We start from the raw sequence: 16,449 nt of genomic DNA, 5'->3' as shown, positions 1-16,449 counted from the left end.
TTTCAACTTGGCAAAATAATTAAAATGTACGACACTTGGTTAATACATAATTAACAATAGTAGCTATATGAAAGAAAAGCTGTTTTCTTGGTTAAATCGTAGTTTAGATCCTAATACAGCTATTGGTGTTGCAACGTATGCAGATACTGTTAACGCAGTATGTTTAAAAAAACAACGCGACCAATGGATGGTTCACAGTTCTCACAGTGTAAATGTGTCTGAGCAAACCGATTATACCGCTGCAATTGTTGCTTGTACAAATGAGGTTTCTACTGATATTTGTGCCGTTAATTTAGTCATACCGCACTACTTTTATCAAATAGTGCAAATGGATAAACCAAACCTTAGTGATGAAGAAATCATTCAGTCACTCCCTTGGACTACAAAAGATTTAGTTGATATAGCGCCTGAAAATATTGTGGCTGACTTTATCGATTATCCAATAACATTACCGATGCAAAGCAGCAAAATGAATGTGTTTATTACGAATAAGCTGCAACTACTTCCGTTTATAGACAGTTTTGAACAAACTAAACCTGTTTTGCGTGCAATGACCTCTGAAGAAATGGTTTTAGTTACCTTGTTTGGCTCATACAAAGAGGCGCATATGCTGATTGTGCAACATGCTAATCATGAACCTCGAATCTTAATTATTCGTGATGGGCAATTAGTATTAGCTAGGCGATTAAATGGTTTTTTAGGCATTTCTGATAAAGATCAAAATCAAGAATTGGTAGAAGCGTTAGGATTAGAAATTCAGCGTTCTATGGACTTTTTTGAAAGCCAGCTCAAGCAACCACCAATTCGCAGCATTCAGTTACAGTGCGATGATTTATCTTCATTAACTCTTAGAGCAGGGCTTGCAGAGTTTTTACAAGTAAAAGTTGTAGATTTTGAGCCTAACTTAGAATTAGCGCAGCAATTAGAGCCAAATTTTTATTATGCGCTTGGGGCAGCCTATCAATTAACAGATCCTGAGTCTGTGCTATGAAAACCCGGATTAACTTTTATCAAAAAACCTTACGCGTACGGCGAGACCCAGTCCCTTTGTCTGGAATGATCACGTTGTGGTTAGGTGCGCTATTAATTATTGCAATCACGTGGGCTTTTTACAGTTATAAAACATATTCTAGTGAGCTTGATTTAGAACAAAATAGGCAATACCTCAAACAAGGAAAAGCTCAGTTAGAAGTTGTAAAACAGCAGTTAGCAGAGAAACAAAATAAAACACTCTTTATTAATGAGCTAAAAACACTTCAGCAAGAGGTTTTGCACAAGCAGCAAATATTTAGCTATTTAGAGCAAAGTTCAGAGCAGTCTGCAACCGACTACGCTCAGGTAATGCACGATTTAGCTAAGTATCATGAACCTAATATTTGGCTGACCCACATTAAGTTTGTAGGGCAAAGTGTGACGCTTCAAGGTCAAACATCGCAATCAAAATTCTTACCAATTTGGTTTGATAATTTAAAACAGTCGCCATTTTTTATTGATAAAGAGTTTTCAGTTTTAGAGTTATCTACGCAAGCAGGTGTGAGTGAATTTAATGTAGCGACAGACCTTAGTGATGAGGGCGATAAACCATGAGCCAAACAACAAGTAGCCAGAATAATAAAAATAAAGGTTGGCCATTATGGGTCAAATACCAAGCTCAGTTTGCATCGCTGCAAAAACGTGAGAAGTATTCCACCTTATTTGTTGGTTTGTTTATAGTGATTTACCTCGGTCTTTGGTTCGTTATTTTTCCACAGCAAGATGAAGTTGCCAACATACGTTCAAAGCACAATACAACGCTGCAAGAGTTACAGCAGATAAATGCGCAACTCTCCATGTTAAACCAAGCACTAAACTACGACTACACTAAGGTTTTACGCGGCCAAATTGCACAAACCAGAGATGAATTAGCCGAAATAAATAATCAACTTAATAGTTTTAGCCAAGGCTTTGTAGCTGCTAAAAATGTACCTGCCGTTTTAAAAGATTTGCTTGTAGATAGTAGCGACGTAAAAGTGAGTAGCTTTAATGTAAAACCAGCACGGGCTATCGATGTAGAAAAACTAGGTGAACATGATACGCAAACATTATTTTTTGAGCATCAGATGGTAGTTACTTTGCAAGGTAGCTACTTTAGCTTACAAAAATATTTAGCCGCATTAAAAAACAATCAAAATAAGTTATTAATACAAGAGTTTAGTTATCAGGTACTAGAGTACCCTCAAGCTGAACTCGTCCTACATATAGCTACAGTGAGCGCTAATGAAAAATTTATCGCGTTATAGTATTTGTACTTTGGCTCTTTACATTATTGCGCCGAGTGCGCTTGCGCAACTTCGCGATCCGACTCAGCCAAATATGTTTGTGAGTAACAATAGTCCAGTTAAGCAAAGTACAGAACTTAAATTGCAATCTATTATTAAAAACAGTACAGCATTTAAGGCCATTATTTCAGGCCATATTTATCGAGTTGGTGATGCTGTAGATGATTTTCGGGTGCTAAGCATTAACTCAAAACACGTTGTGCTAGCAAATGATGATAAACAAATAAAATTAGAATTATATGACTATGAAATTAAAAAATAATTTATCTCACCCGTGGCTTGTTCTCTTTTTGTTGCCTACGTTTTTAACGGCTTGCCATAGCTTTAAACCAGGTAAAGAGATTAAAACTCATATAGAGCAAGAGTTAGCAGAAAAACCAACAAAGCCTAAAGTCATTGCGCCTCTACAAATGCCAAGCGAACTTACACAAAGCTTATTGTCATCTATAAATAATGAGCAAACGATAAGTGATGATTTATCTATCAAGCGTTTTGATGTTGCTGCAAATGATGTTGAAATAGGCGCTTTTTTTGCAGGCTTAACAGACGATACTCCTTTTAGTGTTGCTGTACACCCAGAAGTAAATGGCACAATTAGTTTAAACCTAAAAAGCGTTACGTTTAACGAAGTCATTGCTGTTATTAAGCGTATGTACCCTTTAGATATTGTAAATGAAGGGCGAATTGTACAAGTATTACCAGCCAAAATGCGCACAGAAACGATACCTGTAAATTATTTGATGATGCAACGTCATGGTCAATCTACAGTGAGTGTTGTTGCTGGTGGGGTTAGTCAGTTTGCACAAAGTGGTAATGGATCGAGTAGTTCAAATTCAGGCAGTGGTAACCAACAAAATAGTAGCTCTGGTGGTGACAACCAAAGCTTAGATTTAAATGGTTCTCGAATCCAAACAATTAATAAAAATGATTTTTGGCAAGAATTAGAAGTTGCTCTTAAGTCCTTAATTGGCGCAGGCGATGGGCGCTATGTTGTTGCAAGCCCACAAGCTAGTTTGGTTACAGTAAATGCATTGCCCAGTGAAATTAGTCAGCTCAAAGAGTTTTTACGTCAAAGCCAAGAAAACCTGCAACGCCAAGTTATTTTAGAAGCAAAAATAATAGAAGTAACTTTAAAAGATGAGTATCAACAAGGAGTTAACTGGGAGCGTATAGCCAGTGGTTTAGAAGGTGGGATTTCGTTTGCTACAACAGCGGGTTCTACAATTAGTAATAGTATTTCGGCTGCAATTGGCGGAGCGTCATCGCTAACCATTCAAAAAGGTGACTTTAATGGGGTTATTAATTTGCTAGAAACCCAAGGCGATGTGCAAATGTTATCTAACCCTCGCGTTACGGCTACAAACAATCAAAAAGCAGTTATAAAAGTAGGGCAGGACGAATATTTTGTTACTAACGTATCAAGTACAACGGTAACAGGTACTGCTACAACCACCTCGCCTGAGATAGATTTAACACCGTTCTTTTCTGGTATTGCGCTTGATGTAACGCCGCAGATTGATAAGTATGGCTCAGTCATTTTACATGTTCATCCTTCAGTAACTGAGACAGAGGAGCAACTAAAGGTAATTACTTTGGACGATCAACGTTTTGAGTTACCTCTAGCGCAAAGCAACATTCGAGAGTCAGATACCGTTATTCGCGCTCAAAGTGGCGAAATAGTGGTTATTGGTGGCTTGATGCAAACGTCAACTCAGGATGAAGAATCTAAAACACCGGTGCTGGGTGATATCCCGCTATTTGGCAATTTATTCAAAAGTATTCGTAAACGCCAAGAGAAAAAAGAACTGATTATCTTAATTAAACCAACCGTTGTTATGCCCGACACTTGGAAAAAACAACAAGGTGAAAGCCGTCAGCTTTTAAAAACATGGTATGAAAACTAACTATGTATTTAAGCTTTTTTAATTTAAGTGAAATGCCTTTCACGTTAACCCCTAACACACAATTTTTTTGTGCACTTGAGCCGCACCACGAAGCGATGCAAGTGCTAACAACAGCCATTGAAATGGGGGAGGGGTTTATTAAGGTTACCGGTGAAGTTGGGACAGGTAAAACGTTGCTTTGTAGAAAACTATTAAATCAACTTGAGCCAGATTACATTGTGGCCTATTTACCTAACTCTTATTTAAGCCCAGAAGAGCTTAGATGGGCGATTGCAATTGAGCTGGGCATGGATGTAGATAAAGCATTGGACCAACAAGCACTAGGGCAGCTTATAAATCATCATTTACTCGACTTACAAGAAGACAATGAGCGCGTAGTACTTTTGATAGATGAAGCGCAATGCTTGAGCTGGGAGACTCTAGAAGCGCTTAGATTATTTACAAACTTAGAAACAGAAAGCGAAAAGCTGATTCAAGTAGTGCTATTTGGACAACCAGAACTTGATGAAAAACTGGCAAATAATAAAGTAAGGCAGTTACGCCAGCGTATCAGTTTTTCGTATAAATTAAGGGCGATGACTGGCGCAGAGGTTGTTTATTATATTAATCATCGCTTACAAATTGCAGGGTTTAATCGGCCTCCTTTATTTAATAATAGTATGGGGCTTAAGATTGCCAGAGCAAGCCGTGGTATTCCTAGATTAGTTAATATTTTATGCCACAAAGCACTATTACAAGCGTACGGTGAAGGATTAAATACAATAACAAATCGCCATATTCAGCTTGCCATAAAAGATACTGAAGACTGCGCAAAATACCGGACAGGCCAATATTGGAGTTACAGCGCGTTAATGTTTAGTGTTTTAGTTGTTGCTGCCATATGGGTTTGGAGGCAGTGGTTATGAGCGTTATAAATAATATGCTTAAAAATATTGAGCAACGTGAAGCTAAGCAAGTAAGTATTCAAGAAGGTGTAAGCGTAAAGCCAATATATGATGTAAGAAACATTGTATTTAAAGCCGTAATTTTACTTATTATGCTAAGTGTCATTTTTTTAGCATACCTGTATTTACCTATCGCCGACAAAAAAGAGACCCAACGTGAGGCTGTGTTACCAAAGCAAAAAATGGTCGCGGTTATAACCTCTAATTTATCTGACTCCCAAGATGAAAACAGTCCTGCAGAACCTATGGTTGAGCAAGAAGCTGTAAAGGCAGTTATGCCTATTGAGCAAATAAAGCCAAAAGTGAATGATTTAGCTGAACCCAAGTTGAGTGAAGCTACATTATTAGTTTCTCAGCCAATAGTTGAGCCGGTTGTAATTGCCGAGGTTAAACAAAGCTCTGCACTAGCTAATAATAAAGAGTTAACCGCTAGTGAAGTTACTGTGAGTAAGCCAAAAATTACGCCAGTGACTAAAGCTAAGCCTCAAAATACTATGTTTAAAAGCGTGGCAGAAGCTAAGTCGCCACAGGCTTTATTGGTTGAGCAATTAGCGGCAGCTAAGCAGGCAATACAGTTTGGCTTATACAACGAAGCTATAAGTGATTTAAACGTGATTTTAGCGCAATCGCCTTTACATGTTGAGGCTCGAAACTTACTGGCTGCAACTTACTTTAAACAACAAGATATAAATTCTGCACAGCAGGTTTTGCAAGCGGGTATTCGCCAAAATCCTAGTGTGCTTGAATGGCGTGTAATGCTAAGCAAAATACTTATTATGCAACAACAGTATGAAGAGGTATTGCTGCTTTTAAGTGATGAATTTGAGCCTCAAGCGAATCTTGATTTTTGGGTGCTGCAAGGGACTGCCGCGCAAAGTGCAAGTAAGCACCATAAAGCACTTGAAAGCTTTAAACATCTTACAAAGCTTCAGCCTAGTCAAGCCAAGTGGTGGCTTGCACTTGCAACCTCAAAAGATGCACTGGGAGAATATCTGGATGCTAAACAACTTTACAAAGTAGCTCTAGATTTAGGTGGATTAAATACTGTTATGACTCAGCATGCATTACAACGTTTAGTTGCGCTAAAGGAGGCCGTATGAGACCTAGTTTAAAAATGCGCTTAGGCGATTTACTTGTTCATGAACACATGATCACCGAAGCGCAACTAAGTGAAGCATTAAATGTTCAAGCAGCGACAGGTCGTAAATTAGGTTCGACACTTATTAGCCTTGAGCTTATTAGTGAGCCACAACTATTACGCTTTTTAGCGCAGCAATTACAGGTACCTTTTTTAGATATATCACAGCGAAAAATATCACATGATGTATCTAAGCTTTTATCTGAAGTATATGCGCGTCGTTACAGAGCATTAGTAATTGAAGATAATGGTGACTCTGTTTTGCTCGCGATGAGCGATCCTGCTGATTTAAGGAGCCTTGATCAACTTGCGACTATGCTTGCTCCTAAACGAATAGATTTAGCTGTTGTTCAAGAAAGCCAAATTATGGCTGCGTTTGACAACGTGTATCGCCGTACAGATGAAATTACCAATTTTGCAGCACAACTTCATGAAGAATATCAAGACGTAGAAGAGTTTGATTTAAATTCTTTAGGTGATGAGACATCAGATGCAACCGTTGTAAAGTTACTGCAATCAATATTTGAGGATGCAGTGCAAGTTCGTGCATCCGATATTCACATTGAGCCAGATGAAGGTTTGCTTCGCATTCGTCAACGTGTAGATGGCATATTACAAGAGCACACTCTTAACCAAGTAAAAATAGCATCGGCATTAGTGTTACGTTTAAAGCTTATGTCGGGATTAGATATATCTGAAAAACGCCTCCCTCAAGATGGCCGGTTTAATATAAAAGTACGCAGCCATAGTATTGATGTGCGTTTATCTACCATGCCGGTTCAGCATGGTGAGTCAGTTGTAATGCGCCTGCTTGACCAATCCGCAGGATTACTATCGTTAGATGAAACGGGTATGCCTGTACACATATTAAAACGTGTGCGCAGCATTATAAAACGTCCACATGGCATGGTTTTAGTTACCGGGCCAACAGGTTCGGGTAAAACAACCACACTATACGGTGCACTAAGTGAGCTGAATCAACAAGAAAGTAAAATTATTACAGTAGAGGATCCTGTTGAGTATCGTATCGGTCGTATTAACCAGGTACAAATAAATAATAAAATAGGGCTGAGCTTTGCCAGTATTTTACGGACCGCTTTAAGGCAAGATCCTGACATTATAATGGTTGGCGAAATGCGGGACCAAGAAACCGTAGATATTGGGTTAAGAGCCGCTTTAACAGGTCATCTTGTGTTATCAACGCTACATACTAATGATGCAATCACTAGTGCTATGCGGCTAATTGATATGGGGGCACCGGCTTACTTAGTGGCAAGTTCACTGCGCGCTATTATTGCCCAACGATTAGTAAGACGAATATGTAATGACTGTAGAGTACCGTACTTGCCAGATCATCAAGAAATAAGCTGGCTAAAATATTTAGGCGAAGATGTTACTGAAGCTCAATTCTCTAAAGGGCAAGGTTGCACAGCATGTAACCATAGTGGTTATAAAGGGCGTGTAGGTATTTTTGAGTTGCTCGAAATGGATGATGCAATGATGGATGCATTACGAGTTAACGACACGCAAGGTTTTGCAAAAGCCGCTAAAAATAGCGCGAATTTTTCGCCGCTCTCAACAATGGCATTAAACTACGCCAAGCAAGGTGTTACCTCTTTAGATGAAGTATTTAAAGTGGCTGAATATATCCCAGAAATAGTAGGGGATATTGATGCAACTATATAGCTACAAAGCTAAAGACAGCAAAGGTATGTTGGTTAAAGGGCAATTAGAAGCGAGTAACCAAGCTGGCGTAGCTGATAGTTTAATGAAGCGTCAATTTATACCAATATCAATCTCTTTAGTTGAAACAAAAAATAACATCAAAATTTTTGATAATTTATTTGTCGAAAAAATAACGCTAGACGACATGATTATGTTTTCTAGGCAAATGTATTCGCTATTAAAAGCAGGTATACCAATTATACGAGCAATGGTTGGGTTGGCAGATACAACACAAAATAAAAAATTTAAAAATGTACTAATAGAAGTTACCAAGCAGCTCGAACAAGGCCGCGACTTATCCAGTGCAATGGCGATACATAACGAGGTATTTAGCCGTTTAACAGTATCAATGGTAATGGTTGGTGAAGGCTCTGGACGATTAGAAGATGCGTTTTATCAACTCGCTATTTATTTTGAGAAAGAACAAGAAACCCGAAAGCGTATAAAAGCAGCTATGCGCTACCCTACTTTTGTTATTTTGGCTCTAGTAGCGGCTATGATTATTTTGAATATTTTTGTTATTCCTACCTTTGCCAGTATGTTCGAAAAGTTTGATGCCGAATTGCCATTAATGACGCAAATATTAATTGGCACTAGCAGCTTTTTTGTTAACTACTGGTGGTTTTTGTTGGTAATGGGTATTGGTTCTGTTTTTGCTTGGAGGCGTTATTTAAATACAGAGCCTGGACGCTTTAAGTGGGATCAATATAAATTAAAAATTCCATTTATTGGGGATATTTTAAAACGGACATTGCTTGCGCGCTACAGTCAAAGTTTAGCTATGGTATTGCGCTCCGGTGTGCCTATGACCACTGGTTTATCACTAACAGCGCATGCCGTAGATAACAGCTATATGGAAAAAGCGATCATTACTATGCGCCAAGATATAGAAAAGGGCGATAGTTTGCTTAGGGCCTCAAAAAGTTCTCAGCTGTTTTCTCAGCTTGTATTACAGATGGTAGCGGTAGGTGAAGAAACGGGCCGGGTTGATGAGCTACTTCAAGAAGCTGCTGATTATTATGAGCGTGAAGTTGATTATGACTTACGAAGTTTAACCGCAAAAATAGAACCTATTTTAACTGTGTTTGTTGCCATTATGGTGCTGATTTTAGCATTGGGTATTTTTATGCCTATGTGGAACATGATGTCGGCAATCAAAGGGAATTAAAGTGAACACAACAATAACTTTCTCAAAAGGTTTCTCATTATTTGAGTTAGTTATTGTTGTTATTTTACTGGCAGTCATTTTGAGCTTTGCTATACCTCAATATATAGGTATTAAAAATCAAGCGCATAATGCAAGCGTTGACGCTATAGCAGGTAGTTTTTCATCAGCTGTTGGCATGGTTAGAGGTCAATGGGAGTTAGAAGGTAGGCCAAACAGCAGGTCAAACAAAACATTTGTTAACTATGCAGGGGTAATAGTTGGTGTTGATGGGACGTTAGGTACACCAACAAGCGATGAAACAGAAAAAAAAGATACTCGTGCAGAAGTTATAAATGCGAATAAATGCCGCCAAGTTTTAAATATAATTTTACAAGATGCACCCAGTAGTACGTTAAGTAATGAATTATCGATAATAAAAAGTGTAAGTTTTTTAGTTAGGTACAATGCAGAAAATACGCAATGCGTCTATTATTTAACTCACACCATTGATGTTAAAAGTATACCTACCAATACGGGGGAAATATCAGGTCTAACAGGTTTTTCATACTTTGCTAAAACAGGCAAAGTAAAAATATTTAAAAATTAAGTAATTAAAAAGAGGCTTATTTATGAAAACGCAATCGTTAAAAAGTTTACCAATGAATAAACAAGCAGGTTTTACACTTGTTGAATTGATCATCGTAATTGTTATTTTAGGCATTTTAGCTGTTACCGCAGCACCTCGCTTTTTAAACTTGCAAGGTGATGCCAATGCTTCAACACTTGAAGGCTTACAGGGCTCTATTCGCAGTGGTATGAATATTGTGAATGGTAAAGCACTTATTGCTAATATACAAAATAAAGCAGAAACAGATACTCCAACACCTATTGTAGAAGGCGTAGCAATCCGATTTGGCTACCCAGTAGGGACTATTGATGCATTTGAGGCATTTTTAGATATAGATTTTGCAGATGTAACCGGTGATCCTACTATCGCTGATAGTACTGACTTCAATTTGTCAGGAGGGGATGATGCTACAACTCCAGTCATTATTTTTCCAAATAGCTACCTAGTCACAGATTCTTGTAAAGTTACTTATACTCCAGCTTTAAACAAAGATACTCCAGCAACAGTCGCTATCGATGTTAGCGATTGTTAATATTAAATGATAAGCAGTAGTAGGCAACGATTGCGTGGCTTCACACTCATTGAGTTAATTATTACTCTAGTGATATTGGGAATACTGTCGGTAACGGCAGTTCCCAAATTTCTGGGCAGCTCAACAGAAGACGCCTATTCGTATCGAGACCGTACTTTAAATGCACTTAGGACAGTGCAGCTACGTGCAATGCAAAATACAGCAACAACAAGTTGCCATACCCTTTATATAACCTCCACACTTATTGCTCCCCCCACACCTGATACATGTAACGGTGGCGCTGATGTAAACAACACCGATCATTTAGTGGTGCAAATAGACACACAAAGAAGTGATATAACATTTAGTGCTTTAGATAGTAACGCGAACATTTTTACCCAAATTAGTTTTGATGCTTTAGGCAAATCAAATCAAACCTGCACTACGCAATGTCGAATCGATGTTGGATTAGCTGGTGTATGCATAAGTGGAGAAGGGCTAATATATGCGTGCCCCTAAAGTAAAAGGTTTTACCTTAATTGAGCTTATTATTGGCATAGTTATGTTTGCGATTGCATTGAGCATTATTACAGCTTTAATTGCCCCACAAGCCAAAAAAAGTGCAGAGCCTATTGTGGCTTTAAGAGCCTCTGAATTTGGCCAATCACTAATGAACGAAATTCAAAGTAAATCATTTGATGAACACAGCGACAGAAGCTCTCCTTTTAAGCGGTGTGGCGAAATATCTATAGGTGCTGAGGCTTGTACCGCACCTGCTGACTTCGGAGTAGATAACTCAGAAACCAGAACCAGTTATAACGATGTAGATGACTATATTGCACTGTCTAACCAGCCTATTACTAATAGCTTAGGTGAGGTGTTAAGCCAATACAGTGACTTTAACTTAGTTATTACAGTCCAGTACGATAGCGACTTTAACGAATTGACCATTAACGATGGCACAACCTTTAAGCGTATTACTATAGAAGTAACATCACCCTTAGGCGAAGTTTACGGATTTAGTGCATATAAAGGGAATTACTAATGCAAAGAGCCAAATATCAAAATGCATTTACCCTTATAGAGCTATTACTTGTTATGGTGATTATTGGTATTTTAGCCGTAAGTGCATTTTCGTTTATTGGTGCCGGAGTCAGTATTTATTCGCAAGGGGTTGAACGCCAAGAAGCTGTAGCCCAGGCCCGCTTCTTAATAACGCGATTTAGTAAAGAGTTACGCCACGCTACACCAAATTCATTAAGACTTTCTTGCGATAACAGTACTAGCGGAGCATGTGGTACTCAGCAGTGCTTAGAGTTTACGCCGTTTCTATCGGCGACTCACTATACAAATTATTTACCAACCGTAGCGCCTTTTAATGTTAGCGCTGTCGATTTTGAACTTAATAATTTAACGCAGCCGCAAGCTGGAGATTGGGCAACAATTTACCCGTTAAGCAGCGCTGATATATACGATGAGAATAATAATAAGCGCTTAAAAATATCAGCATTTAATAGCTCCACCACTAGTGCAATTGATGAGTGGCAATTTAGTAAAGCGTTTGCCCAAGAGTCGCCAAGTAAGCGCCTTTATTTACTCTCTCAACCTGTAAGTTTTTGCGTTGAAGGGCAGTATTTATATAGGTACACCGATTACGGTTTTACAGTTAATCAATTAGATGCCGTGAGCTTACAAATAAGCAGTGGTGTTAAACGTGATTTATTAGGTATTTATATTGCTAACAATTTAGCGAGCGATTCATTTTTTACTCTTGATGCACTCTCCTTACAAAGAAACGCAGTGCTTAATGTGAATGCGCAAATGCAATTTAACAATACTGAAGTAATGAGCTTTAACCATGAGGTACATATTCCTAATGTACCTTAAAAAAAACCTTCACGGAAAAGCCTTACCCAGTAAGCAAAAAGGAAACTTAATAATAGTTTCTTTAGTCATTATTGTTGCTTTATTAGCACTAGGATTAGCATTAGTTAAAGTGCTTTCTGGTGCATCTCAACAAAATACCATTGAGTATTACGGCGCTCGCGCTTTTATGGCGGCGCAAAGTGGATTAGAAAGTGGCTTAACACAACTATTTCCAATAAATAGCTCAGTTAAAAGCTGTACATCAGTTACTACTGATTTAACCTTCCAAACTGCATATTTAGCTAATTGTAAAGTAGTGGTAAGTTGCAATGAATATATAGACCTACCAGATAGCAGTACAACAAACGGGCTTGTAAATATATATTACTTACAAAGCAGTGCAACGTGCGCCGCAATTGATTGCCCTACAGGGAGTAGCTGCAGAAAAGATTATTGGCAAACACAAAGAACGCTCAGTGTGGAGGCTAAAACCTTACCATGATGAAAAATGTATTGGTCATTATATTTTTTAGCTGCGTGTTACTTTGTAATTACGCAAATGCAGTGCCTCCAAAAATCGAAGGCCGTTATATAGAGCTGCAAGATACATATACATCGCCTGTTTGGACAAAAGTTAATTTTCAACAGCAATATATAACGCCTCCTGCTGTTTTTATGCTCTCAACAAACCAAGGCGGTAACCCTGCAATAATAAGAATACGTAATATAACCACAACTAGCTTTGAGGCCTTACCGCTTGAACCTTCAGGAGAGGATGGTGGGCATATTAGTATGGGGGCGCACTATTTAGCTGTTGAGTATGGTGTGCATCAATTTCCTGATGGGACAATTATGGAAGTGGGTAGTACAGACTTATTACTCGAATTACAGTATGGCTCTAAGTCTGGCTTTGCTCCACTAACACCTAAGGGATATAAATCACTGACATTTGCTCAGCCATTTACTCAAAGGCCAAACTTTTTCCATTCATTACAAACACTCAATAGCATAGACAGCAATCCACCAACGCAAGCATTAATACCATTTTTAACAGTTGCAGTAGAAAGTAATTCTCTATCTGCCAGCGGCGTTAATATTGCTTTAGAAGCATCTGAAACAGCACTTGGGGTTATAAAAACCGAAACTGTTGCTTATATGGCTGTAGAGCCTGGAAGTAATCGCACATTTTCTGACGATAATGGCGTTGAGGTATCATGGGAAACCTTTTTTACCGGCTTTGAAGTTGACGGCTGGAGCAATGGCTGTAATTACTTTAGTTTTACTAATAATTTTAGTGTGGCTCCGTTAGTTGTAGCGAGTAAAAACTCACGCCAAGAAGATGATGGCGGGTGGCTACGCAGCTGTAACCTAAGGACTGACAGGCTAGGACTTGTTGTTGACGAAGATCGTGATGGCGATAACGAGCGCCGTCACGTAAACGAGGAAGCATCAATACTCGCCATGACCAGTACCTTTGTGTTTAACGGTGATATTTTAGATTGTGATACGTTATTCCCAGGCGCTATTTCTACTTATAACAATGGTGAGGTGCAGTTAGTTCAGGGAGTAGAAATAACAGATGGTAATGCGCAGTTTGTCACCACTACAAACTTAATTTCTACAGCGCTGACGAGCCCTCCTTTGTGTAATGGTCAGGCGTGTGTTGCTGGTGGTTATAACTCTTTAGAACCAAATCAAGCGGCGCAGGTGCCAACGGTTACAAATGATGGTAGCTCAACAGGGCCCGTACCTACTTCTTTAGCTGGCGATTATTACTACGACGAGTTGCAGTTAAGTATGCTGGAAACAGAGTACAGAGTAACAGCGCCTACACGTATATTTTTAAAAGACACAACCTCACTATTATCAACTTCATTTTTGAATATAGGTAAAACAAGTATAGTGGTCGAAACCGGCGCGTACTTGGCTATTTATGTGGATGGTGCGATTGCTATTGCAGCCGATGCCAATATTGCGGCCTATATTGTTGCCACTGGTGAGGTAAGAATCGCACAAAATGTAACGTATCAGGGGTCAATTACATCGGCTACTCAAATTATTACCGAAGGGAGCTCAACGTTTGACGCTCTACCAGTACCCGAAAGTATCCCTGGTTTTTGTGGCATTTATATACCAGAAACCCTAGATCATTATCGTTTAACAATAAGCGATAACAAAGGTCTAACGTGTGAAGCTAAAGAAATGACACTCACAGCCTGCGCTAATGATGCCTGCGATTTATTATTTGCTGAGCCGTCTAGTTTAAACCTTTCTCCAGATAATAGTGGTCAGCAAAGTTGGGTTACGGGGGAGAATATTAATTTTACAGGATCAGCGGTTGTCGAATTTGCTAAACGCACCACAGGCAGTGTTACATTTGGATACAACACTGCAGAGCCTTCTGCACCTCTTCGTTGTTATATTGCAGGTAATAATGTTGGATTAAGCGGCTGTAAAGTTACGTTTTCTGATGCTGGATTTATTTTTAATAATGATACAGATGGAAATACTACCATTCCAACTCAGTTATCAGCAAAGCCTTCAAATACTGGATTTAATGCAAAAGCGTTATCTATCCAGGCGGTAAAAACTAATACCACTACGGGCGTATGCGAAGCTGCATTTCCCGCTGGTGGTGATGTGAGCTTAGATTTATCGTATACATGCAGCGCGGGTGCAAGTTGCTCTGATACGGTTTCACTTAGTAATAACAATAATACCTTTGCGGTAGAGCAAGCTTCTAAATCGTTCATACTAAACTTTGATAGTGAGTCTAAAGCTCCGATTGTTATAAATTATCCCGATGCAGGAAAGTTGAGTTTAAATGTAAATACCAATTTAATTTTAGACCCAGTCACTAATTTATCAGTAAATTTAACGGGGAGTTCAAATGAGTATGTTGTAAAGCCATTTGGATTAGCGATGGAAGTTGCAAGTGATGGTTATGCAACAGACGCTGATGGAAGTTTATTTAGATTAACTGGCGAAGCATTTGATTTAAAGATGAATGCGGTGCAATGGCAAACAGGGCAAGACACTAACAACGATGGTTACCCAGATAACTACAGCAATATAACAAATAACACCATTGCCAAGCACTTTATTACAGAGCAACCACTTGTAGAGGCATTACTTAAAGCGCCTACGCCAGGCGTTCAAGGTACGCTTGAAGCGATGAGCACTGTTGCCTTTAGTGACACAGGCAGTTTGAGTGAATCTATATCGCAGTATAATTACGACCAAGTTGGCATAATTGATTTAACAGCAGGTCTGCAAGATGCCGATTACTTTGGCGCGGGAGATGTAAAAGGTGAATTATATAATATTGGTCGTTTTGCACCTTCGCAGTTTCAGGTAGTGGGGGTTCAAGCTGCCGCACAATGCACGCAATACGGCAGTAATTTAACTTACCTTGATCAACCTTTTGAACTCGGCTTTACAGTACAAGCACTAAATCAAAATGGTGAGCTAATGGCTAATTATAAAGAGGGCTTTGATAAATCGAGTGTAGTCATTAATGCCGAAAATAATGAAGTAGCTAACTATGTACCCGCAACTAATTTTGCTAGCCGCTTAGTAAACCTAGGGAATAATAACTGGGGAGATATAAGCGACGGCCAATGGCAAATGAGTCAAATAAACACCACACTTCAAAGATTAGGTGTAGGGCAAGCAGACGGACCGTTCGCTATGGTCAGTTTAATGGCAACGCTTTCTAACATAGAAGGAGCAACGCTCATTGATGCAAATGATAAACCTAATACACAAACAGCATGTTCGGGTAGCTGTAATAGTGTACGACTAAATACATTACCAATAGAGTTTAGATTTGGACGTTTAGTACTTGGTAATAACGCAGGCTCCGATCTCGACCCTTTACTTATTCCTATGCAGGCTCAGTATTACAACGGCAGTGGATTTGTAAATAACGCAGAAGATAACTGTAGTGTATTTGATCATACCCAAATCACTCAAATATCACCTAACAGCCCGCAATTAGCCTACGAATATGGAGCGGGTGTATCTGGCCAGTTAGAGGCGGGAGTGTATCCGGCAAACAATGGTATTTATGCACAGCCAAATGGTTTGGGTGAATTTACCTTAGAATATAATACTTATGATTGGTTAAAGTGGGATTGGCAGGGGGATGAAACACAGCTTAATCCTCGTACTATTTTACAATTTGGACGCTTTAGAGGAAATGATCGGGTTATTTACTGGCGTGAAACACGCGAATAGTTGTAAACTAAGATAATAATTGAACAAAG

The 16,449-nt window shown here is 39.0% G+C and carries 16 protein-coding genes; all 16 read left to right on the top strand.

The annotated features are described in order from the left end of the window. Positions 1 to 67 precede the first annotated feature (67 nt). Genes H5087_RS02520 through H5087_RS02445 form a run of 16 tightly spaced genes read left to right on the top strand, consistent with a single transcriptional unit; the run spans position 68 to position 16,420 of the window. Positions 68 to 991 carry an MSHA biogenesis protein MshI gene (locus H5087_RS02520; RefSeq protein ID WP_101163202.1) on the top strand — a complete coding sequence of 308 codons (924 nt, stop codon included), beginning with the start codon at positions 68 to 70 and terminating at the stop codon, positions 989 to 991. Continuing rightward, positions 988 to 1,587, top strand: coding sequence for a PilN domain-containing protein (locus tag H5087_RS02515; protein WP_223231636.1), 600 nt, complete (start codon positions 988 to 990; stop codon positions 1,585 to 1,587). The genes H5087_RS02520 and H5087_RS02515 overlap by 4 nt, the downstream gene beginning before the upstream one ends. Then, the gene (locus H5087_RS02510; RefSeq protein ID WP_154904142.1) at positions 1,584 to 2,279 is read left to right on the top strand and encodes an agglutinin biogenesis protein MshJ; all 696 of its coding nucleotides are present in this window, start codon (positions 1,584 to 1,586) and stop codon (positions 2,277 to 2,279) included. Before H5087_RS02515 ends, H5087_RS02510 begins: the two co-directional genes overlap by 4 nt. Continuing rightward, positions 2,257 to 2,580, top strand: a complete 324-nt coding sequence (locus tag H5087_RS02505; RefSeq protein ID WP_182671040.1) for an agglutinin biogenesis protein MshK — start codon at positions 2,257 to 2,259, stop codon at positions 2,578 to 2,580. Before H5087_RS02510 ends, H5087_RS02505 begins: the two co-directional genes overlap by 23 nt. Then, entirely contained in the window at positions 2,564 to 4,222 is a 1,659-nt protein-coding gene (gene mshL, locus H5087_RS02500) for a pilus (MSHA type) biogenesis protein MshL (protein WP_182671061.1), read from the top strand. Before H5087_RS02505 ends, mshL begins: the two co-directional genes overlap by 17 nt. Before the next feature lie 2 nt (positions 4,223 to 4,224). After that, positions 4,225 to 5,127 (top strand): ExeA family protein, encoded by a 903-nt coding sequence (locus H5087_RS02495; RefSeq protein WP_154904144.1) that lies wholly within the window; start codon positions 4,225 to 4,227, stop codon positions 5,125 to 5,127. Next, on the top strand, positions 5,124 to 6,266 hold the full coding sequence (locus tag H5087_RS02490) for a tetratricopeptide repeat protein (protein WP_182671039.1): 1,143 nt from the start codon (positions 5,124 to 5,126) through the stop codon (positions 6,264 to 6,266). The genes H5087_RS02495 and H5087_RS02490 overlap by 4 nt, the downstream gene beginning before the upstream one ends. Beyond that, positions 6,263 to 7,990: a GspE/PulE family protein gene (locus tag H5087_RS02485; RefSeq protein WP_182671038.1), complete on the top strand. Its 1,728-nt coding sequence runs from the start codon at positions 6,263 to 6,265 to the stop codon at positions 7,988 to 7,990. The genes H5087_RS02490 and H5087_RS02485 overlap by 4 nt, the downstream gene beginning before the upstream one ends. Then, positions 7,977 to 9,197 (top strand): type II secretion system F family protein, encoded by a 1,221-nt coding sequence (locus H5087_RS02480; protein WP_182671037.1) that lies wholly within the window; start codon positions 7,977 to 7,979, stop codon positions 9,195 to 9,197. The genes H5087_RS02485 and H5087_RS02480 overlap by 14 nt, the downstream gene beginning before the upstream one ends. Position 9,198: 1 nt before the next feature. Then, on the top strand, positions 9,199 to 9,783 hold the full coding sequence (locus H5087_RS02475) for a Tfp pilus assembly protein FimT/FimU (RefSeq protein ID WP_039485772.1): 585 nt from the start codon (positions 9,199 to 9,201) through the stop codon (positions 9,781 to 9,783). Between the two features lie 22 nt (positions 9,784 to 9,805). After that, complete coding sequence (locus H5087_RS20280) at positions 9,806 to 10,336, top strand: prepilin-type N-terminal cleavage/methylation domain-containing protein (protein WP_182671036.1); 531 nt, start codon at positions 9,806 to 9,808, stop codon at positions 10,334 to 10,336. 30 nt (positions 10,337 to 10,366) lie between these two features. Then, the gene (locus H5087_RS02465; protein ID WP_223231635.1) at positions 10,367 to 10,834 is read left to right on the top strand and encodes a type II secretion system protein; all 468 of its coding nucleotides are present in this window, start codon (positions 10,367 to 10,369) and stop codon (positions 10,832 to 10,834) included. Beyond that, positions 10,821 to 11,360, top strand: a complete 540-nt coding sequence (locus tag H5087_RS02460; RefSeq protein WP_182671034.1) for a prepilin-type N-terminal cleavage/methylation domain-containing protein — start codon at positions 10,821 to 10,823, stop codon at positions 11,358 to 11,360. Before H5087_RS02465 ends, H5087_RS02460 begins: the two co-directional genes overlap by 14 nt. Continuing rightward, positions 11,360 to 12,202 (top strand): type II secretion system protein J, encoded by an 843-nt coding sequence (locus H5087_RS02455; RefSeq protein ID WP_182671033.1) that lies wholly within the window; start codon positions 11,360 to 11,362, stop codon positions 12,200 to 12,202. The genes H5087_RS02460 and H5087_RS02455 overlap by 1 nt, the downstream gene beginning before the upstream one ends. Then, positions 12,192 to 12,683, top strand: coding sequence for an agglutinin biogenesis protein MshP (locus H5087_RS02450; protein ID WP_182671032.1), 492 nt, complete (start codon positions 12,192 to 12,194; stop codon positions 12,681 to 12,683). The genes H5087_RS02455 and H5087_RS02450 overlap by 11 nt, the downstream gene beginning before the upstream one ends. Further along, positions 12,680 to 16,420 carry an H-type lectin domain-containing protein gene (locus H5087_RS02445; protein WP_182671031.1) on the top strand — a complete coding sequence of 1,247 codons (3,741 nt, stop codon included), beginning with the start codon at positions 12,680 to 12,682 and terminating at the stop codon, positions 16,418 to 16,420. Before H5087_RS02450 ends, H5087_RS02445 begins: the two co-directional genes overlap by 4 nt. Positions 16,421 to 16,449: the final 29 nt, after the last annotated feature.

This window comes from Pseudoalteromonas sp. SR43-7 (assembly GCF_014163785.1).
GTDB classification, from domain to species: Bacteria; Pseudomonadota; Gammaproteobacteria; order Enterobacterales; family Alteromonadaceae; genus Pseudoalteromonas; species Pseudoalteromonas distincta.
Note: the sequence above shows the minus strand (reverse complement) of the source record. Positions and strands in the feature narration are given on the sequence as shown.